This window comes from Actinomadura sp. WMMB 499 (assembly GCF_008824145.1).
Classification (GTDB): domain Bacteria; phylum Actinomycetota; class Actinomycetes; order Streptosporangiales; family Streptosporangiaceae; genus Spirillospora.
In genome coordinates, this window is sequence record NZ_CP044407.1 from 4,701,910 (window position 1) to 4,725,278 (window position 23,369).

Sequence of the window (23,369 nt, forward strand, 5' to 3'; positions counted from 1 at the left end):
TCGCCGTGGACGGTACCGTCCACGGCGACGTGCGGGGGCGGAGGCCTTCCCGCCCCCGTGCGGTCCGGCAGGTCGGACCACAAATCGGACATAACGCCGGAACGGTCTGGACGAACCGGAACCGGGTGGCATGATCGGGGGCGTTCGACCCCCACGGGGGCGGGGAGCCTCACCGCTCCGGCCCCCGCGTCCGCACGTGCGCAGTACTCTCTGACGACGCACAGCCGTACCCCAGTTGATGAGGCCGCGTGAGCAACCCAAGCCGATACGGACCGGATTACGGAGACAGCCCGGGCCGCAGGCGCGCCCCCCGCCCCGGCGCATCCGCCGGCGGTCAGCGCGGGAACGCCGGGGGCTCCCCCGCGCAGGGCAGGCAGCCCAGGCCGGGACCGGGGCCGCGGCAGGGCGGACAGGGCGGACGCGGCGGCGGTCCGGCGCGACCCGGTGGTCCCCCCGGCGGCCGGCGGCGCGGGCAGCCCGCGGCGATGCCGTCCGGGCCCCCGCCGGGCCGCGGGCCGGGCGGGCAGGGCGGACCCGGCGGTCCCGGACGTCCCGGTGGCCCCGGCAGGCCGGGCGGGCCCGGCGGCCCGGGAGGTCCCGGCGGGCCCGGCAGGCCGGGCGGTCCGGGAGGCCCCGGTGGCCCCGGCAGGCCGGGCGGACAGGGCGGTCCCGGTGGGCCCGGCGGCCCCGGGCGCCGTCCGGGCGGGCCGGGCGGACCGGGTTCGCGGGCGGGCGGTCCGGGAGGTCCCGGCGGACGGCGCGGCAAGCCGTCCGGCAAGCCGGAGAAGACCGGCTGGCGGAAGTACGTGCCGTCCTGGAAGGTGACCCTCTCGACGGTCACCGTGGGGATCGTGGCCATCGCCACGCTGCTGGTCGTCGTCTACATGCAGACGCCGATCCCGGACGAGGCGCAGCAGGACGCCGTCCGCGAGTCCTCGGTGATCGAGTACAAGGACGGGGAGGTGCTGGCGCGCGTCGGGATGAACCGCACCAGCGTCCCGCTGTCCTCCGTGCCCAAGCACGTGCAGAACGCCGTGCTGGCGGCCGAGGACCGCAAGTTCTGGACGGAACCGGGCGTCTCGCCGACCGGCATCGCGCGGGCGGTCGTCACGGCCGCGACCGGCGGTGAGGTCACCGGCGCGTCGACGATCACGCAGCAGCTCTCCCGGAACTACTTCGCGGGGCTGAGCCAGGACCGCACCGTCACCCGGAAGCTGAAGGAGATCATGATCTCCATCCGGCTGGGCAACGAGGAGAAGAAGGAGAAGATCCTCGCGCTCTACCTGAACACGGTGTCCTTCGGGCGGCAGGCGTACGGCATCCAGGCCGCGGCGCGCGCCTACTTTCACACGACGGTCGACAAGCTGACCGTGGAGCAGGGCGCGATGCTCGCCGCGATGATCCAGCAGCCGAGCTACTTCGTCACCTACGGCAACCCGACCGACCCGGCGCAGAAGAAGGCCAAGGAGGCGCTGGTCAGCCGCTGGGGCTACGTCCTGGACGGCATGGTCGAGGAGGGCTGGCTCGACCAGGGCAAGCGCCAGGGCATGAAGTTCCCGCAGACGCAGAAGGAGTGGAGCGACGTCGAGGGCGGCACGCAGAGCGGCTACATGCGCCAGCGTGTCATCGACGAGCTGGAGGCGCTGGGAATTCCGGAGACGGCCCTGGAGAGCGAGGGCCTGAAGATCAGGACGACGTTCGATCAGGACCTGCAGGCCTACACGGCCAAGGCCGTCGAGAAGATCAAGAAGGACAACAACCTCGGCAAGGAGATCCACTTCGGTCTCAGCGCGGTCAACCCGAAGACGGGCGGGGTCGTGGCCGCGTACGGCGGCCCGAGCTACGAGGAACAGCAGTTCGACGACTCGTTCCAGAGCGCGGTGCAGCCGGGGTCGTCCTTCAAGCCGATCGTCCTCGCCACCGCCCTGAGCCAGGGCATCAGCCTGAAGACGACGATGGACGGCAGCTACCGGCGGGTCATCAACGGCACGCCCTTCACGAACGACAACCGCGCGGAGGACGGCGTCTACTCCCTCCAGGAGATGACGGCGATGTCCATCAACACGTCGTACGTGGAACTCGGCCAGAAGGTCGGTCTCAACAACGTCATCGACATGGCGAAGAAGATGGGCATGAAGGACGCCCCGCTCGAGCCCGTCACCTCGCTGCCCCTCGGCGTCATCGACGTCAGCCCGGTCACGATGGCGTCGGTGTACTCGACGTTCGCGGCCGGCGGGGTGCACCGGCCGGTGCACGTGATCGAGTCGATCGAGAAGATCAACGGCCAGCCTGTCACGAACAAGGACGGCGAGGTCGTCAAGAAGAACCCGTGGGGCAAGAGCGAGCGGGTTTTCGAGGAGGGCGTCGCGCGGGACGCGACCGCCGCGATGCAGGACGTCGTCACGCACGGAACCGGTGAGCGTGCGGCCATCCCGGGCCGTCCGGTCGCCGGCAAGACCGGTACGACGGACAAGCACCGGTCGGCGTGGTTCGTCGGCTACACCCCGCAGCTGTCCACGTCCGTGGCGATGTGGCGGCAGAACGACAAGGGCGACCGGCTGTCGCTGGAGGGCATCGGCAACTACACCCAGGTCTACGGTGGTACGGTCCCCGCCGACCTGTTCAAGCTGTTCATGACGCAGGCGCACAAGGGCCAGCCGGTCCAGCAGTTCCAGCCGGCCGTGTACGGCGGTGACATCGCGGCCTGGGCGAAGCCCGAGGTGACGCAGACGCCGACGCCCTCGCCGTCGGTGACGGAGACGCCGACCTGCCGGCCGGGGCAGGGCGGGCAGAACCGCGACCGGCCGGAGTGCCGCACCCAGTCGCCGTCCCCCTCGACCTCGCCGTCGACCACGCCCTCGGGCCCGTCCGGCGAGGCATGCACCAGGCCGGGATGGCCGATCGGCTGCAATCCCGACATTCCCCCGCCGCCGGGCGATGACGACTGGTGGTGCGACCAGGGGGACAGGCGCGAGACCGTCCCGCAGTGCCGCGAGGAGGATCCGGACAATCCCAACAGGCCGCAGCAGGGCCAGTGATCCGAGCTACGCAAGGGCCGGCGGGACCGGCCTGACGGACCGCGCACCGACGGGAGACCCGGAGCCGTGCAGGCTCCGGGTCTCCCGTCGTCGCGGACGGCCCGCCCGGTGCGGCCCCGGGACCGAGGCCGCGGGGCTGTCGCGGGCCATCGCGGGGCGCCATGCGCGTGCGGTCACGATCACCAATAGTCTTGCTGTCCATGTCGTCGTCTTCTGAGAGGCTCGTGGAGTCCGACGCCGAGACCGGTGACGCACGCGGACGCCTGGCACGGCTCGTCCCGGTCCTGACGGGCGTCACGGCCCTGGTGTGCCTGCTGGGCTGGCTGCAGAAGCGGCCGTGCGCGTCGGCCGGGTTCGACTTCATCGAGACGACGACGAACGCCTGCTACACCGACATCTACCCGCTCTACTACGTGCGGGGCCTGAACGACGGGCTGCTCCCGTACTTCGACTCGTTCCCCGGCACCGACATCCGGTTCGTCGAGTACCCGGTGCTGAGCGGCGGGCTCATGCAACTCGTCGCGTGGATCGTCTCCCCGTTCGGCGACGACGGCCGGGGGATGGCGTTCTACAACGTGACCGTGCTGCTGCTCGCGGTCTGCGCGATCGCAACCGTCCTGGCGACGGCGTACGCGGCCGGGCGGCACTCGATGCGCACCGGGCTGATGGTGGCCCTGTCCCCCGCGCTGCTGCTCAGCGCGTACATCAACTGGGACCTGCTGGCCGTCGGGCTGTCCGCGCTCGCGCTGGCCGCCTGGTCGAAGCGGCGGCCCGCGCTCGCCGGCGTCCTGCTCGGGCTGGCCATCGCGGCGAAGTTCTATCCGCTGCTGTTCCTGGGGCCGCTCGTCCTGCTCTGTGTGCGCGCGGGCCAGTGGCGGGCGATGGGACGGATGCTCGCGGGCACCGCCGTCTCGTGGCTCGCGGTCAACCTGCCCGTGATGCTGTTCGCCTGGGACGGATGGCTGCAGTTCTACAGCTTCAGCCAGGAACGCGGCATCGACTGGGGATCGATCTGGTTCTTCCTCCGCGACCAGGGCGTCCCCGGCCTGGACGACCACAGCCGCCTCAACCTCCTCGGCACCGGCACCTGCCTCGTGCTCTGCGCCGGCATCGCCGTCCTCGCGCTGGCCGCGCCGCGCCGTCCCCGGCTCTCGCAACTGATGTTCCTCGTCCTCGTGGCGTTCATGCTGCCGAACAAGGTCTGGTCGCCGCAGTACGTGCTGTGGCTGCTGCCCCTCGCGGTGCTCGCGCGGCCGAAGCTGCCCGCGTTCGTCGTCTGGCAGATCGGCGAGATCGTCTACTTCTTCGGGATCTGGTGGTTCCTGCTGTCGGTGTCCGCGCAGACGCCCGGCGCGGACCTCTCCGGCACGCTGTCGGCCGCGCTGAGCCTGGACGCCCCGGACGGCGGGATCGACCAGGACGTCTACAACATCGCGCTGCTCGCGCGCTTCGTGACCGTCCTCGCGCTCGCGCTGCTGATCGTGTGGGACGTGCTGCGCCCGTCCGGCGACACGGTCAGATCCGGCGGGGTGGACGATCCCGCGGGCGGCTTCCTGGACGGTGCGGCCGACGCGGTGTCGCTCGGGCGGTGGCGCGCGCTGCGCGGCGCGCGCCGCACGGCCGGGACGGCCGGTGCACCGACCGTCCCGTAGCCGGGCACGCGCGGGGGCCGGGGGCCGCGGGCCGTCGCGTGGCGGGGCGCTCGCGCGGCGGGGCGCCCGCACAGCGGGGCCGTCGCGTGCGGCGGTCGGTGCGGCGATCGTCCACGGGAAACTTCGGGAAATCGTGGTGCGCCGGAGGCCCCTGGCGCGCGGCGATGCGGGAGCGGCCGGGCGGGACGATCGTGTACGGCGCGGTTTTGTGGTGGTTTCTGGGGCATGATCGCGGTTGCCCGGGATCCCGCGGAACGCGGGGCGCGCGAACCACCGGGGAGATGACGTGGACGCGAATCGAGCACTGGACGAACTGATCGCCGAACGGCTGGCACCGGGCGTCTACCAGTGGCGGACGCCGCCCGCGCCGGGGGCGCTCGGCGACACGGCCTGGACCGAGCGGGCCGCTGCGGCCGGCTGGCGGGGCTTCCACCTGGACGGCCGCCGCGCCTCCGGCAGCGACGAGTTCCTGCGGCTGTGCGGGGAGACGTTCGAGTTCCCCGAGGGGGTGGGCGCCACCTGGGACGCGCTGGAGGGCGCCCTGACCGACCTGTCATGGGCGCCCGCGGAGCGCGGGTACGCGGTCCTGTACGAGTCGTGGTCCGAACTGGCCGAGGACGACCAGCCCGCGTTCCGCGCGGTCCTGGACCTCTTCGCCGGGGCGGTGAAGCGCTGGCGCGACACCGCCACCCCCATGGCGGTGCTCCTGTCGAGCGTCGGCGTGGAGGTGGCGGGCGTCCCCCGGCTGGCGTGAGCGGTCAGTAGGTGCTGACGGCGCTTCCGCCCGCCGCCGCCGCGATGACGACGATGTAGAAGATCCAGATCGCCGCCCAGAGCGCGGTGACGATGTACCCCATGACGAGGCCCGCCGTGGCCATGCCGGAGCCGCCCTCGCCCGTCCGGCGGATCTGGGACTGCGCGACGTGCCCGAAGATGATCGCCAGGATGGACGTGAACCCGCAGAACACGATCCCGATCAGCCCGCACACCATCGCCGCGGTCGCCATGCCGTTGGTCGGGGGAGCCGGCGGCGGCCCGTAGTGGTGGTGCTGGACGGCGGGCTGGGGGGCGTACGGGTCCTGCGATCCGTAGCCGTAGGGGTCGTAAGGGGGCTGGGCCATGGGTTCCCCGTTCGGTTCGCGCGCCCGCCGGCGAGATCGCGCGTGCGCTGAGGGCTGGGTACCGGATGATGACAGTGTGACCCGGAACCGGAGCACGGCGCCATCCTGCGTTTCGAGCGGTTAGACGCGGCTCACGCCGTCCGGGTTCCCGCGATCTTCGCACGGACGGCCGGCGGGCCGGAACCGGCCGTCAGTCGAGGTTCTCGCGCAGCCACGCGATGTCGTCGGCCTGCCCGGCGCCCGGCGTCTCCACCACGACCGGCGCGCCCGCCGCCCGCACCACGCCGAGGATGAGGTCGGTGTCGATGCTGCCCTTGCCGAGGTTGGCGTGCCGGTCGGCGCCGGACCCGAACGCGTCCCGGCTGTCGTTGCAGTGCACGAGGTCGATGCGTCCGGTGATGGCCTTGATCCGGTCGACGGCGTCGATGAGCGCCTCGCCCGCCGCGTGCGCGTGGCAGGTGTCGAGGCAGAACCCGAGCTTGGACTCCAGCGAGGGGACGCCCGACAGCACCTCCCAGAGCCGGGCGATCCGGTCGAACTTGCGCGCCATCGCGTTGCCGCCGCCCGCGGTGTTCTCGATGTAGACCGGGATCGGGCACTCGACGCGCTCGAACACCTTGCGCCAGTTCTCGAAGCCGGTCTCCGGGTCGTCGTCCTTCAGCACGTGCCCGCCGTGCACGATCAGCGCCTTCGCGCCGATGGACGCCGCCGCCTCCAGTTGCTGCGTGAGGTTCTTGCGGCTCGGGATCCGGATCCGGTTGTTGGACGTCGCCACGTTGATCGTGTACGGGGCGTGCACGAACACGTCGACGCCGGACCCGGCCAGCGCCTCGACGCCCTCGGGCAGGACGGGCTTCTTCCACCCCTGCGGGTCGCCCAGGAAGAACTGCACGACGTCTGCGCCGACGGCGCGGGCGTTGTCCAGCGGGTTGGTCTGGTCGACGTGGGCTCCGATGCGCATGCCACCGAGGTTAGCCGCGGGGGACGACAGCGTGGTGCGACTTCGCGCACGGTTCGCGCGCGGTCCGTGCACGGTCCGGAGCCCGGAACCCGCTCCCCGGCGGGCACGCGCCGGGGAGCGGGGCCGCGGGACGGATCGGGCGGATCCGGGGTCAGACCGAGAAACCGCCGTGGCTCAGCGCGAACGCGCCGCCGAGGAACGCGGCGACCATGCCGATGACGTTGAGCCACCGCTGGTTGATCGTCCCCGAGATCATCTGGGAGTAGAGCGCGAGCGGGAGGCCGATGACGGCCGCGATCGCGCCGGGGAGGTGGGTCGACGGGATCCAGCCCAGGATGAGGGCGGCGATCCCGATCGTGATGGAGGCCGCGGCGAGTACGTTGCCCGTCGCGTGCGATTCGGTCTGGGCGTCGGGACGGGCGGCCACTCCCTGCCTGCTCCCGGCTGCCTCCTGTGGCATCGGACCTCCTCGTGGTAGGTCACCCGTGGTGTGTCACCGCTCGGCCGCCGGGCGGTCGACCGGGCGGACGGTGATCTAAGGGTTCCCGGGACGGATGAGGATCAACCTGCGAGCCCGGGCGGAAAATGTCGGCGGCACCCGGTACGGTCGAACACGGATTCGAAAACGAGTCGAGGCCGCCCCGGGGGGAAGCGGGGAGAAGGCGGAGGCGAGGCAATGGAGCACAGCGAGCTGGCGCTGATCGGGGACGTGGAGTTGGTGGAGGAGTTGACGCTGCTCACGACGCAGACCGCCCGGATGCGCGCCCGCATGACCGACATCATGACCGAGCTGGAACGGCGGCGCTGCGCGAAGGCGTCCCGTCCGGCCCCGCGTCCCGGTGCCCGCCAGGGCGCCCGTCCGGGCGCGTGGCACTGACCCGCGACCGGCGGCCGGGAGACGGGACGTGCGCGACGGCTTTCGCGGCGAGCGCGGCGAGCGTGCCGGCGCGCACCGGAGGGCGCACCGGCACGTTCACCGCACCGCGCGCGGGGGCGAGCGGCACCGGCGCGGGGAACGCGGTCACGTGCGACCTGCCGAGTTGGTAGCCTGTATCGGTCCCGCGGCAGGTCCGCCCGGCGATCCGGGCAGCCGACCGCCACGGGAGACGCAACAGCCCTCCTGTCACGGAGAGACCGTGACCGCACCAGTCCAGAGGAGGTAGGGACCATCATGCGTCGCTACGAAGTCATGACGATCCTCGAGCCCGGCATCGACGAGCGCACCGCTCCGGCGGCGCTCGACCCGTTCCTCAAGGTCGTCAAGGACGCCGGCGGGAGCGTCGAGAAGGTCGACGTCTGGGGCCGCCGGCGCCTGGCGTACGACATCCAGAAGAAGTCCGAAGGCATTTACGCGGTGGTCGACCTGTCGGCTGAGCCCGCCACGGTCAAGGAGCTCGACCGGCAGCTCAACCTCAGCGAGTCGATCCTCCGCACGAAGGTCATCCGTCCCGAGGCCCACTGAGCCTGGCTCAGCCCTCAGATCAGCCGGAGCGAGCCCCATGGCAGGCGACACCGTAATCACCCTCGTCGGGAACCTCGTCGAGGACCCGACCCTGCGTTTCACCAGCAGCGGCGTACCGGTCGCCTCCTTCCGGATCGCCTCGACGCCGCGGTCGTTCGACCGCCAGTCGGGCGAGTGGAAGGACGGCGAGACGCTGTTCATGTCGTGCAGCGTCTGGCGGCAGGCCGCGGAGAACGTGGCCGAGAGCCTGCAGCGCGGCATGCGGGTGATCGTGCAGGGCCGTCTCAAGGCGCGGACCTACGAGGCCCAGGGTGACAAGCGCACCGTCTTCGAGATCGACGTCGAAGAGGTCGGCCCGTCGCTGCGCAGCGCCACCGCGAAGGTCAACAAGACCCAGCGGCAGGGCGGCGGCGGAGGCGGCTTCGGCGGCGGAGGCGGCGGCGGGTTCGGCGGCGGCGGCCAGCAGGGCGGCGGCGACGGATTCGGCGGCGGCCAGCCCCAGGGCGGGTTCGGCGGCGGAGGCGGCGGCCAGCAGGGCGCCCCGGCCGGCGACCCCTGGGCCACCGGCGGCGGCGGTGGCGGCGGCTACAACGACGACCCGCCGTTCTAGTCGAGCGCCCCGGCGCCTGACGTCACCCGGCCGGCGACCGCCGACCGGTGACCGCGCCGCCGCGACACCAGACATCCGCCGCACGGCGGCGGAACATCGATCAGACACGTCCATTCCCGCGCGAGCGGGGCTCTTACCCAAGGGAGCACCACGATGGCGAAGCCACCTCCTCGCAAGCCCAAGAAGAAGGTTTGCGTGTTCTGCCAGGAGAAGATCTCCTACGTCGACTACAAGGACACGGTCCTGCTGCGGAAGTTCATCTCCGACCGCGGCAAGATCCGTGCCCGCCGGGTCACGGGCAACTGCACCCAGCACCAGCGCGACGTCGCCACGGCGATCAAGAACGCCCGCGAGATGGCGCTGCTGCCCTACACCAGCACCGCGCGCTGAGGCAGGGGGACGCAGACCATGAAGCTCATCCTCACCCAGCAGGTCTCCGGGCTCGGCGAGCCCGGTGACGTCATCGACGTCCGGGACGGCTACGGCCGCAACTACCTGATCCCGCGCGGGTTCGCCATCCGGTGGACGCGCGGCGGCGAGAAGGAGATCGACTCGATCAAGAAGGCGCGGTCGGCGCGCGAGATCGCGACCGTCGAGCACGCCAAGGAGGTCGCCGACCGGCTCGGCGGGCTCCGCGTCACGCTGCGCACCCGGACCGGCAGCAACGGCCGCCTGTTCGGCGCCGTGACCGCCGCCGACATCGCCGAGGCGGTCAAGGCCGCCAACGGACCCGACCTGGACCGCCGCCGCATCGAGATCGGCAACCCGATCAAGACCGTCGGCACGCACCGGGTCAGCGTCCGGCTGCACTCGGACGTCAACGCCACCATCGACGTCGACGTCGTCGAGGCCTGACGCCCGCACCGCACGACCGGAACGGCCCCCACGCCACCGCGTGGGGGCCGTTTCGCGTGAAACGCCCATGAACCTCCCGTTGTTTTGGTGATCAACAAGCGACGGATACGTTCCGTTACAAGATCACTACGGGACGGAAGGGGTCGGTGTTGACCGTGCGATCGGGAGAGGACCCGTGGTTCGGACCGCCGGTGACGCGCCGGACGATCATCCGCGGGGCCGTGGGGGCGGGCCTGCTCGCGGCGGGGCTGGCGCCGCACAATGGGGCCATGGCGGACGAACTCCCGGTCGGGGCGCGACCGGACGGGCAGGGATTCTTCGGCGAACCGATGCCGGGCTGGGCGGCCGAGCCCCGCGTCTACACGCGCGCGGACTGGAACGCCCGCGCGCCCAAGCGTCCCGCCGAGGTGCGGAACCGGCCGCCGGACCACATCATCGTGCACCACACCGCCACGGCGAACAGCAAGAGCAGGTCGCTCGCGCACGCGTTCGCGCTGTCCCGCGCCATCCAGCGCTGGCACATGGACGGCAACGGCTGGGACGACACCGGGCAGCAGCTCACGATCAGTCGCGGCGGCATCGTCATGGAGGGCCGCAACCGCAGCCTCGACTCGATCCGGGCCGGGAACCTCGCCGTCGGCGCGCAGGTGCTGCACCACAACGACCACACCATCGGCATCGAGAACGAGGGCACCTACACCAGGAGCGGCGTCCCCAAGAACCTGTGGACGTCGCTGGTCGAGGTGTGCGCGTGGCTGTGCGAGCAGTACCGGCTCGACCCGGCCGCGGCCATCGTCGGGCACCGCGACTTCAACGCGACCTCCTGCCCGGGGGACCGGCTCTACCGGAGGCTGCCCGAGCTGCGCCGCGAGGTCGCGGGCCGGCTGGACGGCGGGCCGAGGGGCGGCTCCCATCCGGCGACGTCGATCTTCCCGGGGTTCGACCCGTTCGACTGAGCGGGCGCGCCGTCACGTGTCGCGGGAGGTGTACCCGGTGCGGCGGCGGGCGATCTCGGGGTCGAGTTCCTCGACCAGCGACCAGATCCCGGCGACGCGCTCCACCAGCGTCTCGGGCGGCAGCTCGGCCAGGCCCTCCGCCGCCAGGTCGTCGATCGCCTGCGCGAGCCGCGCCAGCGGCTCACCCTCCGTGGAACACATGTTCGAATAGTAGTGAGCGGGAAGCGTGGGACGGGTGTGCTTTGCCGATTCGATACGCACATCAGCGAACACGTAACGTGACCCCGTGTAGTCGCAGGCCTGTGTCAGCGGACGGCGCCGGTCACCATCCACCGATCGCCGCGCGCCCGCAGCCCGAGCGTCAGCATCCGGGTGGCCATCCACAGCCCGATCGCGATCCACAGCCCGACGAGCCCGGCGCCCGTCCAGTACGCGGCGAGCGCGGCGGGCAGGAACACCGCCGTCGCGACCATCGTCGTCGCGGCCAGGTACGCGCCGTCGCCCGCACCGATCAGGATGCCGTCCAGGACGAACACCACGCCCGCGACCGGCTGCAGCACCGCGACCAGCAGCAGCGACGCGAGCAGCAGGTCGCGCACGTCGCCGTCCCCGGTGAACAGCCCGGGCAGCCACGGCCGCACCGCGAGGATCAGCACCCCGAACAGCACCCCGCACGCGATCCCCCAGCCGACCATCCGGCGGGTGACCGCCCGCGTCCCCGCGACGTCCGACGCGCCCAGGTACCGGCCGGTGATCGCCTGCCCCGCGATCGCGATGGCGTCCAGCGCGAACGCCATCAGCGTCCACACCTGGAACCCGACCTGATAGGCGGCGATCTCCGCGTCGCCCATCCGCGCCGCGACCGACGTCCCCACGATCAGCACCACCCGCAGCGCCGCCGTCCGCACCAGCAGCCCGAACCCCGCGGTCGCCGCCGTCCGCAGCCCCGCCGCGTCCGGCCGGACGGGCGCGCCGTGCCGCCGCGCGCCCCGCAGCACCACCGCGACGTAGGCGGCCGCGCTGCCCGTCTGCGCGAGCACGGTCCCCCACGCCGACCCCGCGACGCCCCAGTCCAGGACGATCACGAGCAGCACGGTGAGCACCAGGTTCGCGCCGAAGCCCCCGATGGACACGAGCAGCGGCGTCCGCGTGTCCTGCAGGCCGCGCAGCACGCCCGTCCCCGCGAGCACCACGAGCATCGACGGGATGCCGAGCAGGCTGATCCGCAGGTACGTCTCCGCGTACGGCGCCACGTCCGCCGACGCCCCGAACAGGCCGACGATGCCCGGGACGAGCGACCACGCGGCCGCGACGAGCACCGCACCGATCGCGAGGGCGAGCCACATCCCGTCGATGCCCTGCCGGATCGCCGCCCGCAGGTCGCCGGCGCCCACCTGGCGCGCCACGCCCGCGGTCGTCCCGTACGCGAGGAAGACGCACAGGTACACCAGCGTGCCCAGCGCCTGCCCGGCGACGCCGAGGCCGCCGAGCTGGGCGGTGCCCAGGTGCCCGATGATGGCGCTGTCGGTCAGCAGGAACAGGGGTTCGGCGACCAGCGCGCCGAACGCCGGCACGGCCAGCCGCAGGATCTCGCGGTCCTGCGCGGTCACGAGGCGGCGGGGGTTCGTCACCGCTGAAACTTACCAGGATGTAACTCACAAAACGGATTTGGGGCCTTACCGCGGAGATCTTCGCCAACTTTCTTTCCCCCACACCCGGTGGAGGGCGTCCTGCCTGGTCAACGTCCCGCCAGGCGATCTTGTGGAGAACTTTCCCCAGAGTTGTCCACAGGTCGTGCACAAGCTCCACGGCGTGTTTGCACAGGTTGTCCACAGACTTGTCCACAGGCCGCTTTGCTCCCCGCCCGCCGCGCTCGGGAGAATGTCGGACGCCTCGGATAGACCTGGGAGGCACGGGCGTCGAGCGGGACGGGGCCGCCGCCGTCCGACGATGAAGGGGGTGCAGCCGTGAGCGTGTCCGACCTGGGACCGCACGAGCAGGAGTTCGAACGCACTCCCCCGCACGACATCGCCGCCGAACAGGGCGTCCTCGGCGGCATGCTGCTCTCCCAGGACGCCATCGCCGAGGTCATCGAGGTCCTGCGCACCTCGGACTTCTACCGCCCCGCGCACCAGATCATCTACGACGTCGTCCTCGACCTCTACGGCCGCGGCGACCCCGCCGACGCCGTCACCGTCTCCGGCGAGCTCACCAAGAACGGCGAGATCAACCGCATCGGCGGCGCCCCGTACCTGCACACGCTGATCTCCTCGGTGCCCACCGCCGCCAACGCCGGCTACTACGCGAAGATCGTCCACGAGCGCGCCGTGCTCCGCCGCCTCGTCGAGACCGGCACCCGCATCGTCCAGATGGGCTACGCCGCCGACGGCGCCGACGCCGACGAGGTCCTCGACCGCGCCCAGGCCGAGGTCTTCGCCATCGCCGAGAAGCGCGCCGGCGAGGACTACGTCCCGCTCAGCGAGATCATGCCCGGCGCCCTGGACGAGATCGAGGCGATCGGCAGCCGGGGCGGCCAGATGGTCGGCACCCCCACCGGCTTCGCCGACCTCGACGCCCTCACCAACGGCCTCCATCCGGGCCAGATGATCGTCGTGGCCGCCCGCCCAGCCATGGGCAAGGCGCTCAAATCGGACACACCGCTACCAACCCCCACCGGTTGGACGACGATGGGCGAAGTGCGCGTCGGTGACCACCTGATCGGCGCCGACGGCAAGCCCACCCGCGTGGTCGCCGCCACGGACGTCATGGACGACCGCCCGTGCTACGAGATCGAGTTCTCCGACGGCGAGATCATCGTCGCCGACGCCGAACACCAATGGCGCACCCGCACCGCGCCGGTCTCCGCGATCGCCGGTCACTGCGGGACGCCCCTACGGAAAGCGGTCGCGGCCCATGCCGGCACCGGCAGCGGCCCGAAGCGGACCCACGCCCATCACTCCCGGCTCCCGCAACCACCGCATCACGGACACCTGAGCGGCCGACCACACGACCTAGCCGCACCGGGCCACCGCGTCCGGACGACCGAGGAGATCCTCCGCACCCTCCACCGCGACGGCGCCCCGAACCACTCCGTCGAGGTCGCGGCCCCCTTCGACCTCCCCCCGGCCGACCTCCCCACCGACCCCTACCTGCTCGGCCTCCGCCTCGGCTCCGGGCACGCGTCGCACCTGCCGGACGCCTACCTCCGCGCGTCCGCCGGGCAGCGCCGGGCCCTCCTCGACGGGTTCCTCGCCACGGCCGCCCGCACCCGCGAGGACGGCTTCGTCCGGCTCGCCCTCCCGAGCGAGCCGCTCGCCCGCGCCGTCCACGAACTCCTCGTCAGCCTCGGCCGTCGCGCCACCATCGAACCCGCCGCGCCGCAGGACGGGCGTCCGGACGGTGCGGCGCCCCACCGGGTGGCCCTCGCGGCTCCGGACGCGCGGGTCCGGCACGTCGTGGACGTGCGGCGGGTGCCGAGCGTGCCGGTGCGGTGCGTCCAGGTCGACAACGACGACCACATGTACCTCGCGGGGCGGTCGTGCATCCCGACGCACAACTCGACGCTCGCGCTCGACTTCGCCCGCGCCGCGTCGATCAAGCACGGGCTGACGTCGGCGTTCTTCAGCCTGGAGATGGGCCGCAACGAGATCACGATGCGTCTCCTCTCGGCGGAGGCGCGGGTGGCGCTGCACGCGATGCGCTCCGGCACGATGCAGGACGAGGACTGGACGCGGCTGGCGCGGCGGATGAGCGAGGTCGCGGAGGCGCCGCTGTTCATCGACGACTCCCCCAACATGTCGATGATGGAGATCCGGGCGAAGTGCCGGCGGTTGAAGCAGCAGCACGACCTGCGCCTGGTGATCATCGACTACCTGCAGCTGATGACGTCCGGCAAGCGGGTGGAGAGCCGCCAGGTCGAGGTGTCGGAGTTCTCCCGATCGCTGAAGCTGCTCGCGAAGGAGCTCGGCGTCCCCGTGATCGCGCTGTCGCAGCTCAACCGAGGTCCCGAGCAGCGAACGGACAAGAAGCCCATGGTGTCCGATCTACGCGAATCGGGCAGCATCGAGCAAGACGCGGACATGGTGATCCTGCTGCATCGGGAGGACGCGTACGAGAAGGAGTCGCCCCGGGCCGGTGAGGCCGACCTGATCGTCGCCAAGCACCGCAACGGCCCCACCGCGACCGTGACCGTCGCGTTCCAGGGCCACTACAGCCGCTTCGTCGACATGGCCCAGTAGTGGATCCCGCCCGCCATCGCGGTCATCACCGCCCCGCTCACGGCCGCTGGGTGATATCCCAGTGATGCGTTGGAGGGTTGGGTGCAGAGCCCTGGTGATACAGGTACTGGTGGGTTCGGATCGCTTCCGGCAAGTAGCCGGCCAGGTCTTGCAGGTACTGGCTGAACGGCTGTCCGCTGGATTCGATCTGGGCGCCCTGGCAGTAAATCCAGAAGTGCGGGTCCGGCTGGGTCAGGTCCGATGCACGGAAGTAGTTGAACATGTAGCCGTGGTGGGTCTGGAAGATGAAGGCGTCGGCGAAGGGCGCCCAGTCCTGGCCGTCGTCATCGACGACGATCTCCCGGGCGACTCCCTTGGCCTCCTCCAGCAGCCAGGTGTAGTCCCACTCCTCGCGGGCGAGCCAGTAGGGCGTGTGGCCGCCGTACTCCAGGAACTCCCGGTAGACGGCGGGAAGCGTCGTGACACCTTGCGCGGCCATCAACGCCTCGATCTCCTCGGCGGTGCAGCCGACCAGGTCGCTTGGCGCGACCAGGCCCTTATGGAGCAGCGGGGCGGTCAGCTCGGCCATGAAACCCATGCTGTTTCCTTAGCGGGACGGCCACCGGCAGCAGGGGATCGCCGACCGGTCACGTGCGGGGGAAGTCCTTTCGCTTGATCTTGGCACGGCGGCCGCCGGGATGGTGGAAGACGATCCCCTCGGCGAGATGTCCGGGAGCGAATCGGCTTTCCAGTCCGGTGAGGAAAGCCTGCAGTTCCGTGTAGCTGCGGGGCACGTCCGCGTAGGCGGGGACGTGCAGGTTGAACGGGACGCACCGGTGCTCTTCGAGGTTCAGCGGGTTGCCCTGGATGCGGGGACCGAGCGCCTCGCAGGAGTGCTCGTCGTCCGGCCATCCGGAGACGTCGGTGTTGCGGGCCGCCTCCAGGATCCACTTGTCCTCGGCGGAGCCTTCCGCGGTGTCGACGTACCAGCCGTCCATGATTCCCTGCTGCTTCTGCGCCTTGCTCGGATTGCGCCGCTTCTCCACCCGGACGATCCGGCCCGACCGCACCGTGAGGCGGACGTTGGTGCCGTCGAGCTTCTCGGTCCCGACCTCGCCGACCCGTACCGGCGCGGCCGAATGGCCGTCCCTCGGCGGCGGCCCGACGCGGCGTCCGCCCTATGTTGTACCTGCGGTCCAAGAGGGAGTGGTCATGAACTTGGGACTCGACGCGAAGACGGCCGTCGTCACCGGCGCCTCGCGGGGGATCGGCCTGGCGACCGTCCGGACGCTGGCGGACGAGGGGGTGCGCGTCGTGGGCGCCGCCCGTACCGTCACGCCGGAGCTGAAGGAGACCGGCGCGCACGCCGTGGCCGCCGACTTGAGCACCGCGGAGGGCGTCGCGGCCCTGATGGACGCCGCGTTCGCCGAACTGGGCGGTGTCGACCTGCTCGTGAACAACGTCGGGGGCGGGGACGACCTCCTGCCCGGCGGGTTTCTGGACGTCGACGACGCCGCGTGGGGCTCGATCCTCGACGTCAACCTGATGAGCGCCGTCCGGGTGACGCGCGCGGCGCTGCCGAGCCTGATCGAGCGCGGTGGGGCGATCGTGAACGTCTCGTCCATGAACGCGCGGGTGCCCGGGGCCGGGCCGGTCGCCTACAGCGCGGCGAAGGCGGCGCTCACGGCGCTGGGCAAGTCCCTGGCAGAGGAGTTCGGGCCACGGGGGGTGCGCGTGAACACCGTCTCGCCCGGCGTCGTCCGCACCGCCGTCTGGGAGGACCCGGACGGGTTCGGCGCGAAGACGGCGGCGGCGGTCGGGGTGGAGCACGCCGACCTGCTCCGGGGCCTTCCCGCGGCCGCCGGGATCACCACCGGCCGGATCACCGAGCCCGGCGAGGTCGCGGCGCTGATCGCGTTCTTGCTGTCGGACGTCGCGGGGAACATCGTCGGCTCCGAGTACCTGATCGACGGGGGGTCGGTGAAGACGAGCTGAACATGCGTCCGTCCCCCGCGGGGAGCTCCCGCGGGGGAGGGACCGGGATCGCTCAGGCCGACACCGCCTCGATCGCGGGGGTGCGGAGCACGCGGCGGGTGGACGTCGCGGCCGTCGCGCCGGTGAGGACCGCGGCGAGCGCGACGACCCCGACGTAGATCCACACGTCGCCCTCCGGCATCGGGGAGTCGACCCGGACCAGGCTGAACGGGACGATCGTGAACAGCGAGGCGACGGAGCCGCAGGCGACGCCGATGACGGTCAGCACGGCCGACTCGAGTGCGACCGTGCCCATGACCTGGCGGGGCGTCGCGCCCGCGAGGCGGGTCTGGCCGAACTCGCGGCGGCGGTGCGCGGTGGCCGCGACCAGGGTGTTCACCAGCATGATCGCGGCGAACAGGACGACCATGCCGATGACCACCATGTTCAGTGTCTCGATGCTCTTGTCCGAGATGGTCTTGGAGATTCCGGCGGCCCGCACGGCGGCGTTCTCGGTGGACTGCAGGTAGAGGGTGCCGACCGCGATGCCGGTGAAGAGGATCACCGGGGTGACGGCGGCGGCCATGGCGCTCGTCCGCCGCCGCATGCCGGTGACCGCCAGGTCGCCCGCGACGCCGAACAGCCGCAGCGGGCGGGCCAGGACGGACGCCGCGCGCCGCACGATCGCGGGGGCGAGCAGCGCCAGGCCGATCGCGGCGAAGATGTCGGCCTGTCCGGAGGTGGCCATGGCGCCGCTGCCCTCGTCCTTCATCACCGTCACGGTCACGATCACCTCGCTGAGCGCGGCCGCGAAGAACAGCCCCGCGAAGGCGACGCGCTTCTTCGTCAGCCGTCCGGAGTCGGTCTCGGCGAGCGTGTCGGCGATCCGGCCGCGGGCCAGGCGGCGCGCGGTGAGCAGCGCGGCGCCGACGGCGGAAACGAACGTGATGCCGGTGCCCATCGAGATCGCGATCGGGCCGAAGGTGTGCGACACGTCCCCGGTGACCTGCCCGGTGTCGTGCAGCAGCGCCAGCAGGCCGTGCCCGGCGAGGATCGCGGGGCCGATCGCGAGCAGCGACGCGACCACGGCGAGCACCGCCGCCTCCCCGGTGATCATCCGGGTGAGCTGCGCCGGCGTGGCGCCGATGCTCTTGAGCAGCGCCATCTCCGCGGACCGCTGCCGGACCGACAGCGTCAGCGTGGAGGTGACGGCGAACACGACGAGCAGCAGCCCCCAGCCGCCGACGACGCTCGCCATCGTGACCAGCGTCTCGTGGGTGGTCCCGCTGGTGCCGGACGCGGTGTCGAGCATGGACGCGAACGCCATCAGGATCGTCGCGCCGAGGAACAGCGCGAGGAAGCTCGCGGTGAACGCGCCGGTCCGCTTGCGCAGCGAGCGCAGTGCCAGGGCGGTCATCGTCACACCCCCGCCGTGGTGCGCTGCCGCGCGACCTCGTCGGCCAGGTGCGTCATCCGCTCGGCGACGGCCTCGGCGGTCGGCGCGCTCTGGTGCCCGACGATCCGGCCGTCCGCCAGGTACAGCACCGCGTCGGCGTGCGCGGCCGCGACCGGGTCGTGGGTGACCATGACGACGGTCTGCCCGTCCACCCGGACGGTCTCCTGCAGGAGCGCGAGGACGTCGCGGGCGCTGCGGGTGTCGAGCGCCCCCGTCGGCTCGTCCGCGAACAGGACGCGCGGGCGGGCGACGAGCGCGCGCGCGATCGCGACCCGCTGCTGCTGCCCGCCGGACAGCTCCGCCGGGAGGTGCCCGAGCCGGTCGCCGAGCCCGACGCGGCGCAGGACGTCCGCGGCCCGCCCCCGGTCGACCGGCCGCCGCGCCAGCTTCAGCGGCAGCGTCACGTTCTGCAGGACGGTGAGGGTGGGCAGCAGGTTGAAGTGCTGGAAGACGAACCCGATCCGCTCCCTGCGGAACCTCGTGAGCGCCGCCTCGGTCTCGCCCGCCAGCTCGGCGCCGTCGACCAGGATCCGGCCCTCGGTGGGACGGTCGAGGCCCGCGGCGCACTGCAGCAGCGTGCTCTTGCCGGATCCGGACGGGCCCATCACCGCGGTGAACGAGCCCGCGGGCAGGGACAGCGACACGCCGTCCAGCGCCGCCACCTGGCCCTCGCCGGTGCCGTAGATCTTCCGCACGCCCTCGATCCGCAGGGCCTCACCCGACCCGCCGGCCGGGGGCGCGCTCTTGCGTCCGAACATCGTTTCCGCCTTCCACCCGGGTGCCCCCTCCGTGGAGCGCCTCTGGGAAACGAAGCTACGGACCGCGACCGCCCGCGTAGATGGGGCCAAGACGCCGATCGAGGTAGGCAAAACTCCACTGTGTTTGTTTGCAAGACCCTCGGCGTCAGGCCGCGGGGCGGCCTTCCTTCAACGGGCCTTGCGGTGCGATTGCTGCATCGCTTCGACTCGCCCGAGGGGCTCGCTGCGCGATCAAGTTCTTGCTTCGCTCGAACTTGGCTTCGCTCGCAATCGCAGTGGTTCCGGTCCGCTGTGGCTGGGGCTTGGCTTGGGTGGCTGCGCCTTCCATCGGCGGGCCTTGCTGGTGCGATTGCTGCTGTGTTTGTTTGCAAGACCCTCGGCGTCAGGCCCCAGGGGGCCTTCCTTCAACGGGCCTTGCGTGCGATTGCTGCATCGCTTCGACTCGCCCGAGGGGCTCGCTGCGCGATCGGATTCTTGCTTCGCTCGAATCCGGCTTCGCTCGCAATCGCAGTGGTTCCGGTCCGCTGTGGTTGGGGCTTGGCTTGGGTGGCTGCGCCTTCCATCGGCGGGCCTTGCTGGTGCGATTGCTGCTGTGTTTGTTTGCAAGACCCTCGGCGTCAGGCCCCAGGGGGCCTTCCTTCAACGGGCCTTGCGGTGCGATTGCTGCATCGCTTCGACTCGCCCTAGGGGCTCGCTGCGCGATCGGATTCTTGCTTCGCTCGAATCCGGCTTCGCTCGCAATCGCAGTGGTTCCGGTCCGCTGTGGCTGGGGCTTGGCTTGGGTGGCTGCGCCTTCCTTCGGCGGGTCTGCGTGCGGTTGCTGCGTCGGTTCGACTCGCCCGAGGGGCGCTGCGCGGTCAAGTGCCTGCTTCCCTGGCGGTCGCGGGGGGTTGACGCCTGCATATCGTTTATCGTTATTATCGATTAACGATATGTGGGAGGTCGGCATGGGGGCCGTGGCTTGGTGGAGACGGATCGACGGGCGGGCGCTCGAAGGGGTGGTGGGGCTCGCGCTCCTGCTGGTGGGGCTGTTCGGGGTGCTGCTCCCGATCCTCGGGGTGGCGGGCCCGTTCCCGCCGGTCGACTCGCGGACGGTCGAGCTGGACGGTGCGCCGACCGTCCCCGGGGCGGTCGCCGGGGACGGCGTCGAGCTGCACGGCGCCCGTAGCGCCGAACTGGCGTTCGCCGACCCCGGACTGGGGGAGCGTGTCCTGCTCGCACTGCCCGGGGTCACCGGTGCGATCCTTCTCGTCGTGATCCTCGAGCAGCTCATGCGGATGGCGCGCACGTTCCAGGACGGCGACGTGTTCGTCGCGCGGAACTCGCGCCGGCTGACCGTGATCGCGGTGGCCGTCCTGCTGTTCGGCGTGCTCGTCCCGCTGGTGGACGCGCTCACCGCGCGGGCGCTCGTCGGCGGCACGCCGGTCGAACCGGCCGTGCAGATCGCCTACGAGCCGTCCGCGCTCTGGGCCCTGGTGTCGATCCTGCTGTTCGCCGCGGCGGGCGCGTTCCGGCACGGCACCCGGCTGCGCGCCGACACCGAGGGCCTCGTCTGATGCCGTCGGAGGACGCGCACCAGATCAAGGTGCACCTCGACGCCCTCCTGAAGGAGCGGGGAATGACGCTCGCGGAACTGGCCGAGCGGGTCGGCGTGACGGTGGTGAACCTTTCGGTCCTGAAGAACGACCGGGCCAAGGCGATGCGGTTCACGACGCTCAGCGCGATCTGCCGGGAGCTGGACTGCCAGCCGGGGGATCTGCTCAGCTTCGACGGCTAGCGCAGGAGGCTCCGGGCCTCGGCCAGGAGATCGACCTGGGTTCGCCAGTCGCCGCCCGCCACGCCGATGACGGCGTGGCGGGCACCGGCGTCGCGGTACGCGGCCAGCCGCTCGGCGGCCGCGGCGGGCGGGCCGGTGAGCGGGACGTCGGCGGCCTCCTCCGGCGGGCGGCCGTAGGCGCTCGCGATGCCCGCCGCGATGTCCGCGCGGGTCGGGACGTCGCCGCCCCCGAGCGCGGACGTGCCGCCGACCGCGACGGCCGGGACGCGGCGGCCGTGTCCGGCCGCGAGCTCGGCCAGCCGGGCGGCGCCGCCGGCGACCTCGCGCGGCGTGATCAGCGACGGGAACCAGCCGTCGCCGTACCGGGCGGCCCGCCGGATCGCCGCCGGGGAGGCGTTGCCGACCCACACCGGCGGCATCGGGACCGCGGGGGACGGCGCGACGGGCGCCCCGGCCTCGTCGGGGAGGGGGGTCGGCTCACCCGCGAGGAGCCGGGGGAGCAGGTCGAGGGCCGTGTCGGTGCGGCGGCCGCGGTCCCGGTAGGGGACCCCGGCGGCGGCCCACTGGGCGGGTCCGCCGCCCGAGCCGACGCCCAGGACGAGCCGTCCGCCGGACACGTGCTGGAGCGTCGCGATCTGCTTGGCGGCCCAGGCCAGCGGGCGGATCGCCGGGACGAGCACGCTGGTGCCGATCGTGATCCGGTCGGTGGCCGCGGCGGCGACGGCGAGCGCGACGGACGCGTCCAGGGTCGGGCCGCCGGCGGCGAGGTGGTCGCCGTGCCAGACGCCGTCGAGGCCCGCGTTCTCGGCGTGCCGGGCGGCGTCCCGCAGCGTGATGCCGTCCCGGCGCTGGACGGCGATGCCGGGGAGGATCACGCCGATCTCGAAGTCGTTCATGGGCCCGATGCTGGTGCCTCGAGTGAGGTTGAGGTCAAGCCGGGCGTTCGAAGAGGAGCTCGCGGCCGTCCTCCTCGTCCCACTGCTCGCCGACGTGGACGAACCCGTGCCCGGCGATCGTCGCGAGCGACCCCGCGTTGTCCGGGCCGATCGAGGCGCGGACCGTCCGGACGGACGGTTCCGCGGCGGCCCGGTCGAGGAGCGCTTCGAGCATCGCGCGGGCGTGCCCGCGGCGGCGGTGGGCCGGGTCGACGGAGTAGGCGACCTCGACCAGCCCGTTCGCGTCGGGCGCACCGTGGTAGCCCGCGTGCCCGACGACGGCGCCGCCGGGCTCGGCGACGGCGGCCCGCGCGATCCAGGGCGCGTCGGCCGGGGTGCGGGCGAGCTGGTCGAGGCGGCGGCGCCAGACGCTCCGCGCCTGGTCGGTCAGGAAGTACTCGGTGAGTTCGACGCCGGCCGCCGCGGAGGCGCGGGCGAGATCGCCGTCGAGGAGGGCGCGCAGCGCCGCCTCGGGCAGTTGGACGAAGCGGACGGGCATGGGCGGCTCCTCGGGCTGGTCGGGCGCCCGATCATGGCGCTTCGGTGCCGCCGGTGTCAGCGGCTTTTCGCCCGGACGTCCCGGACTTCTATCGAAACGCTTGCGTTCACTTCGTGTGGCCCCGTACCGTTCGAAACGGTAGCGTTTCGAAAGGACGGCGATGACACCACGCGGCGACGTGCGCACCGAGGCGATCCTGGCGGCGGCCCTGGAGGTGCTCGCCGAGGTCGGCTACGACCGGCTCACCATGGAGGCCGTCGCGGCGCGCGCGCAGGCCAGCAAGGCCACGCTGTACCGGCGCTGGCCCGGCAAGGCCGAGCTGGTGGTCGGCGCGGTGCGCGCGCACGGCGGCGCCGGGCCGGACGGCGCGCCCGTCCCGCCCGACACCGGCGGCCTGCGCGGCGACCTCGTCGCGGTGCTGGAGCAGATGCGCGCGAACCTGGAGGCCCAGGACGCCGCGCTGATCCTCGGGCTGATGACCGCGATGCACCGCGACCCGGTGCTCGCCGAGACCGTCCGCGGACGGCTCGTCGACGACAAGCGCGCCGCGTTCGGCACGGTCGTCGAGCGGGCCGTGCGGCGCGGCGACCTCGCCGGCGACGTCGACACCGCGCTGTTCACGGAGATCAGCTCGGCGATGCTGTTCTCCCGGCTGTTCGTCACCGGCGAGCCGCTCGACGGCGCGTTCGTCCGGCACCTGGTGGACGCCGTCCTGATCCCGCTGCTGACCGGCGGCCGCCCGGCCCCCGGTCCACCGGCCGACCGGCCGACGACCCAGGGAGACCTTTGATGTGGTCCGCGATCGTGCTCGGGTTCCTCGGCGGGGTGATGGGCGGCAACGCCCTCCCGCACTTCGTCCGCGGCATCACCCGGCGGTCCTATCCGTGCGCGCTGGGGAACGGCCCCGTCCCGAACCTCGTCGCGGGCTGGGCCGGGCTCGTCCTGTCGGTCCTGCTCCTCGCGTGGGCCGGGCCGGGGGAGCACCCCGGCCCGGCGTTCGGCGCCGCGGCCGCGGGCGTCCTCGCGATCGGCCTGTTCCACGCGGGGCCGGGCGCGTTCGGGCGCCGCGAGGAGCCCAGCGGAGCCTGAACGTCCGGG

General features: G+C 72.3%; 26 protein-coding genes. 15 read left to right on the forward strand and 11 right to left on the reverse strand.

Annotated features, from left to right (window positions below):
* Nucleotides 1–821 precede the first annotated feature (821 nt).
* The 3 genes from F7P10_RS20705 to F7P10_RS20715 all read left to right on the forward strand — a co-directional run bounded on the left by F7P10_RS20705 (nucleotide 822) and on the right by F7P10_RS20715 (nucleotide 5,444).
* Nucleotides 822–3,038 carry a transglycosylase domain-containing protein gene (locus tag F7P10_RS20705; protein ID WP_176611591.1) on the forward strand — a complete coding sequence of 739 codons (2,217 nt, stop codon included), beginning with the start codon at nucleotides 822–824 and terminating at the stop codon, nucleotides 3,036–3,038.
* A gap of 200 nt (nucleotides 3,039–3,238) precedes the next feature.
* A complete protein-coding gene (locus F7P10_RS20710; protein ID WP_151011269.1) occupies nucleotides 3,239–4,690 on the forward strand; it encodes a glycosyltransferase family 87 protein in 1,452 nt (483 codons plus the stop codon).
* A 286-nt stretch (nucleotides 4,691–4,976) separates the two neighbouring features.
* On the forward strand, nucleotides 4,977–5,444 hold the full coding sequence (locus F7P10_RS20715) for a barstar family protein (RefSeq protein ID WP_176611592.1): 468 nt from the start codon (nucleotides 4,977–4,979) through the stop codon (nucleotides 5,442–5,444).
* 4 nt (nucleotides 5,445–5,448) lie between these two features.
* On the opposite strand, the gene F7P10_RS20720 is transcribed toward F7P10_RS20715, so the two are convergent.
* The 3 genes from F7P10_RS20720 to F7P10_RS20730 all read right to left on the reverse strand — a co-directional run bounded on the left by F7P10_RS20720 (nucleotide 5,449) and on the right by F7P10_RS20730 (nucleotide 7,232).
* The gene (locus F7P10_RS20720; RefSeq protein WP_151011275.1) at nucleotides 5,449–5,811 is read right to left on the reverse strand and encodes a DUF4190 domain-containing protein; all 363 of its coding nucleotides are present in this window, start codon (nucleotides 5,809–5,811) and stop codon (nucleotides 5,449–5,451) included.
* Between the two features lie 190 nt (nucleotides 5,812–6,001).
* On the reverse strand, nucleotides 6,002–6,772 hold the full coding sequence (locus F7P10_RS20725) for a deoxyribonuclease IV (protein ID WP_151011278.1): 771 nt from the start codon (nucleotides 6,770–6,772) through the stop codon (nucleotides 6,002–6,004).
* A 151-nt stretch (nucleotides 6,773–6,923) separates the two neighbouring features.
* Nucleotides 6,924–7,232, reverse strand: coding sequence for a hypothetical protein (locus F7P10_RS20730; RefSeq protein WP_151011280.1), 309 nt, complete (start codon nucleotides 7,230–7,232; stop codon nucleotides 6,924–6,926).
* A gap of 216 nt (nucleotides 7,233–7,448) precedes the next feature.
* On the opposite strand from F7P10_RS20730, the gene F7P10_RS20735 reads away from it, so the two are divergent.
* The 6 genes from F7P10_RS20735 to F7P10_RS20760 all read left to right on the forward strand — a co-directional run bounded on the left by F7P10_RS20735 (nucleotide 7,449) and on the right by F7P10_RS20760 (nucleotide 10,655).
* Nucleotides 7,449–7,649, forward strand: coding sequence for a hypothetical protein (locus F7P10_RS20735; RefSeq protein WP_151011283.1), 201 nt, complete (start codon nucleotides 7,449–7,451; stop codon nucleotides 7,647–7,649).
* A gap of 294 nt (nucleotides 7,650–7,943) precedes the next feature.
* On the forward strand, nucleotides 7,944–8,234 hold the full coding sequence (gene rpsF / locus F7P10_RS20740) for a 30S ribosomal protein S6 (RefSeq protein WP_151011285.1): 291 nt from the start codon (nucleotides 7,944–7,946) through the stop codon (nucleotides 8,232–8,234).
* A 37-nt stretch (nucleotides 8,235–8,271) separates the two neighbouring features.
* Nucleotides 8,272–8,844, forward strand: a complete 573-nt coding sequence (locus F7P10_RS20745; RefSeq protein ID WP_151011288.1) for a single-stranded DNA-binding protein — start codon at nucleotides 8,272–8,274, stop codon at nucleotides 8,842–8,844.
* 153 nt (nucleotides 8,845–8,997) lie between these two features.
* Nucleotides 8,998–9,234: a 30S ribosomal protein S18 gene (gene rpsR / locus F7P10_RS20750; protein ID WP_026403973.1), complete on the forward strand. Its 237-nt coding sequence runs from the start codon at nucleotides 8,998–9,000 to the stop codon at nucleotides 9,232–9,234.
* 18 nt (nucleotides 9,235–9,252) lie between these two features.
* Nucleotides 9,253–9,699 carry a 50S ribosomal protein L9 gene (gene rplI / locus F7P10_RS20755; RefSeq protein WP_151011291.1) on the forward strand — a complete coding sequence of 149 codons (447 nt, stop codon included), beginning with the start codon at nucleotides 9,253–9,255 and terminating at the stop codon, nucleotides 9,697–9,699.
* A gap of 329 nt (nucleotides 9,700–10,028) precedes the next feature.
* Nucleotides 10,029–10,655: a peptidoglycan recognition family protein gene (locus F7P10_RS20760; protein WP_254716785.1), complete on the forward strand. Its 627-nt coding sequence runs from the start codon at nucleotides 10,029–10,031 to the stop codon at nucleotides 10,653–10,655.
* 12 nt (nucleotides 10,656–10,667) lie between these two features.
* On the opposite strand, the gene F7P10_RS20765 is transcribed toward F7P10_RS20760, so the two are convergent.
* Both F7P10_RS20765 and F7P10_RS20770 read right to left on the reverse strand, forming a co-directional pair.
* Entirely contained in the window at nucleotides 10,668–10,856 is a 189-nt protein-coding gene (locus F7P10_RS20765) for a hypothetical protein (protein ID WP_151011294.1), read from the reverse strand.
* A 104-nt stretch (nucleotides 10,857–10,960) separates the two neighbouring features.
* Nucleotides 10,961–12,286, reverse strand: coding sequence for an MATE family efflux transporter (locus F7P10_RS20770; RefSeq protein ID WP_151011298.1), 1,326 nt, complete (start codon nucleotides 12,284–12,286; stop codon nucleotides 10,961–10,963).
* Between the two features lie 336 nt (nucleotides 12,287–12,622).
* On the opposite strand from F7P10_RS20770, the gene dnaB reads away from it, so the two are divergent.
* The gene (gene dnaB, locus F7P10_RS20775) at nucleotides 12,623–14,893 is read left to right on the forward strand and encodes a replicative DNA helicase (protein WP_218040090.1); all 2,271 of its coding nucleotides are present in this window, start codon (nucleotides 12,623–12,625) and stop codon (nucleotides 14,891–14,893) included.
* A gap of 37 nt (nucleotides 14,894–14,930) precedes the next feature.
* On the opposite strand, the gene F7P10_RS20780 is transcribed toward dnaB, so the two are convergent.
* Complete coding sequence (locus tag F7P10_RS20780) at nucleotides 14,931–15,461, reverse strand: SMI1/KNR4 family protein (protein WP_151011301.1); 531 nt, start codon at nucleotides 15,459–15,461, stop codon at nucleotides 14,931–14,933.
* Between the two features lie 58 nt (nucleotides 15,462–15,519).
* Nucleotides 15,520–15,942: a hypothetical protein gene (locus F7P10_RS20785; RefSeq protein ID WP_218040091.1), complete on the reverse strand. Its 423-nt coding sequence runs from the start codon at nucleotides 15,940–15,942 to the stop codon at nucleotides 15,520–15,522.
* 142 nt (nucleotides 15,943–16,084) lie between these two features.
* On the opposite strand from F7P10_RS20785, the gene F7P10_RS20790 reads away from it, so the two are divergent.
* Nucleotides 16,085–16,867: an oxidoreductase gene (locus F7P10_RS20790; protein WP_151011304.1), complete on the forward strand. Its 783-nt coding sequence runs from the start codon at nucleotides 16,085–16,087 to the stop codon at nucleotides 16,865–16,867.
* Between the two features lie 52 nt (nucleotides 16,868–16,919).
* Here F7P10_RS20790 and F7P10_RS20795 read toward each other — a convergent pair whose 3' ends face one another.
* The gene (locus F7P10_RS20795; RefSeq protein ID WP_151011307.1) at nucleotides 16,920–18,263 is read right to left on the reverse strand and encodes an ABC transporter permease; all 1,344 of its coding nucleotides are present in this window, start codon (nucleotides 18,261–18,263) and stop codon (nucleotides 16,920–16,922) included.
* Between the two features lie 2 nt (nucleotides 18,264–18,265).
* Nucleotides 18,266–19,060, reverse strand: coding sequence for an ABC transporter ATP-binding protein (locus F7P10_RS20800; RefSeq protein WP_151011310.1), 795 nt, complete (start codon nucleotides 19,058–19,060; stop codon nucleotides 18,266–18,268).
* 947 nt (nucleotides 19,061–20,007) lie between these two features.
* Between F7P10_RS20800 and F7P10_RS20805 the strand changes: the two genes are divergently transcribed.
* Both F7P10_RS20805 and F7P10_RS20810 read left to right on the forward strand, forming a co-directional pair.
* Entirely contained in the window at nucleotides 20,008–20,616 is a 609-nt protein-coding gene (locus tag F7P10_RS20805) for a DUF2975 domain-containing protein (RefSeq protein ID WP_151011313.1), read from the forward strand.
* Complete coding sequence (locus tag F7P10_RS20810) at nucleotides 20,616–20,837, forward strand: helix-turn-helix transcriptional regulator (RefSeq protein WP_151011316.1); 222 nt, start codon at nucleotides 20,616–20,618, stop codon at nucleotides 20,835–20,837. The genes F7P10_RS20805 and F7P10_RS20810 overlap by 1 nt, the downstream gene beginning before the upstream one ends.
* Here the strand turns inward: F7P10_RS20810 and F7P10_RS20815 are convergent.
* Together F7P10_RS20815 and F7P10_RS20820 are read right to left on the reverse strand one after the other, a co-directional pair.
* Nucleotides 20,834–21,733 (reverse strand): LLM class flavin-dependent oxidoreductase, encoded by a 900-nt coding sequence (locus F7P10_RS20815; protein ID WP_151011319.1) that lies wholly within the window; start codon nucleotides 21,731–21,733, stop codon nucleotides 20,834–20,836. The genes F7P10_RS20810 and F7P10_RS20815 overlap by 4 nt on opposite strands.
* Nucleotides 21,734–21,767: 34 nt before the next feature.
* Nucleotides 21,768–22,271, reverse strand: coding sequence for a GNAT family N-acetyltransferase (locus tag F7P10_RS20820; protein WP_151011321.1), 504 nt, complete (start codon nucleotides 22,269–22,271; stop codon nucleotides 21,768–21,770).
* 160 nt (nucleotides 22,272–22,431) lie between these two features.
* Here F7P10_RS20820 and F7P10_RS20825 point away from each other — a divergent pair, with 160 nt between their 5' ends.
* Nucleotides 22,432–23,061, forward strand: coding sequence for a TetR/AcrR family transcriptional regulator (locus F7P10_RS20825; protein WP_151011324.1), 630 nt, complete (start codon nucleotides 22,432–22,434; stop codon nucleotides 23,059–23,061).
* On the forward strand, nucleotides 23,061–23,360 hold the full coding sequence (locus F7P10_RS20830) for a hypothetical protein (RefSeq protein WP_151011326.1): 300 nt from the start codon (nucleotides 23,061–23,063) through the stop codon (nucleotides 23,358–23,360). Before F7P10_RS20825 ends, F7P10_RS20830 begins: the two co-directional genes overlap by 1 nt.
* Nucleotides 23,361–23,369 lie beyond the last annotated feature (9 nt).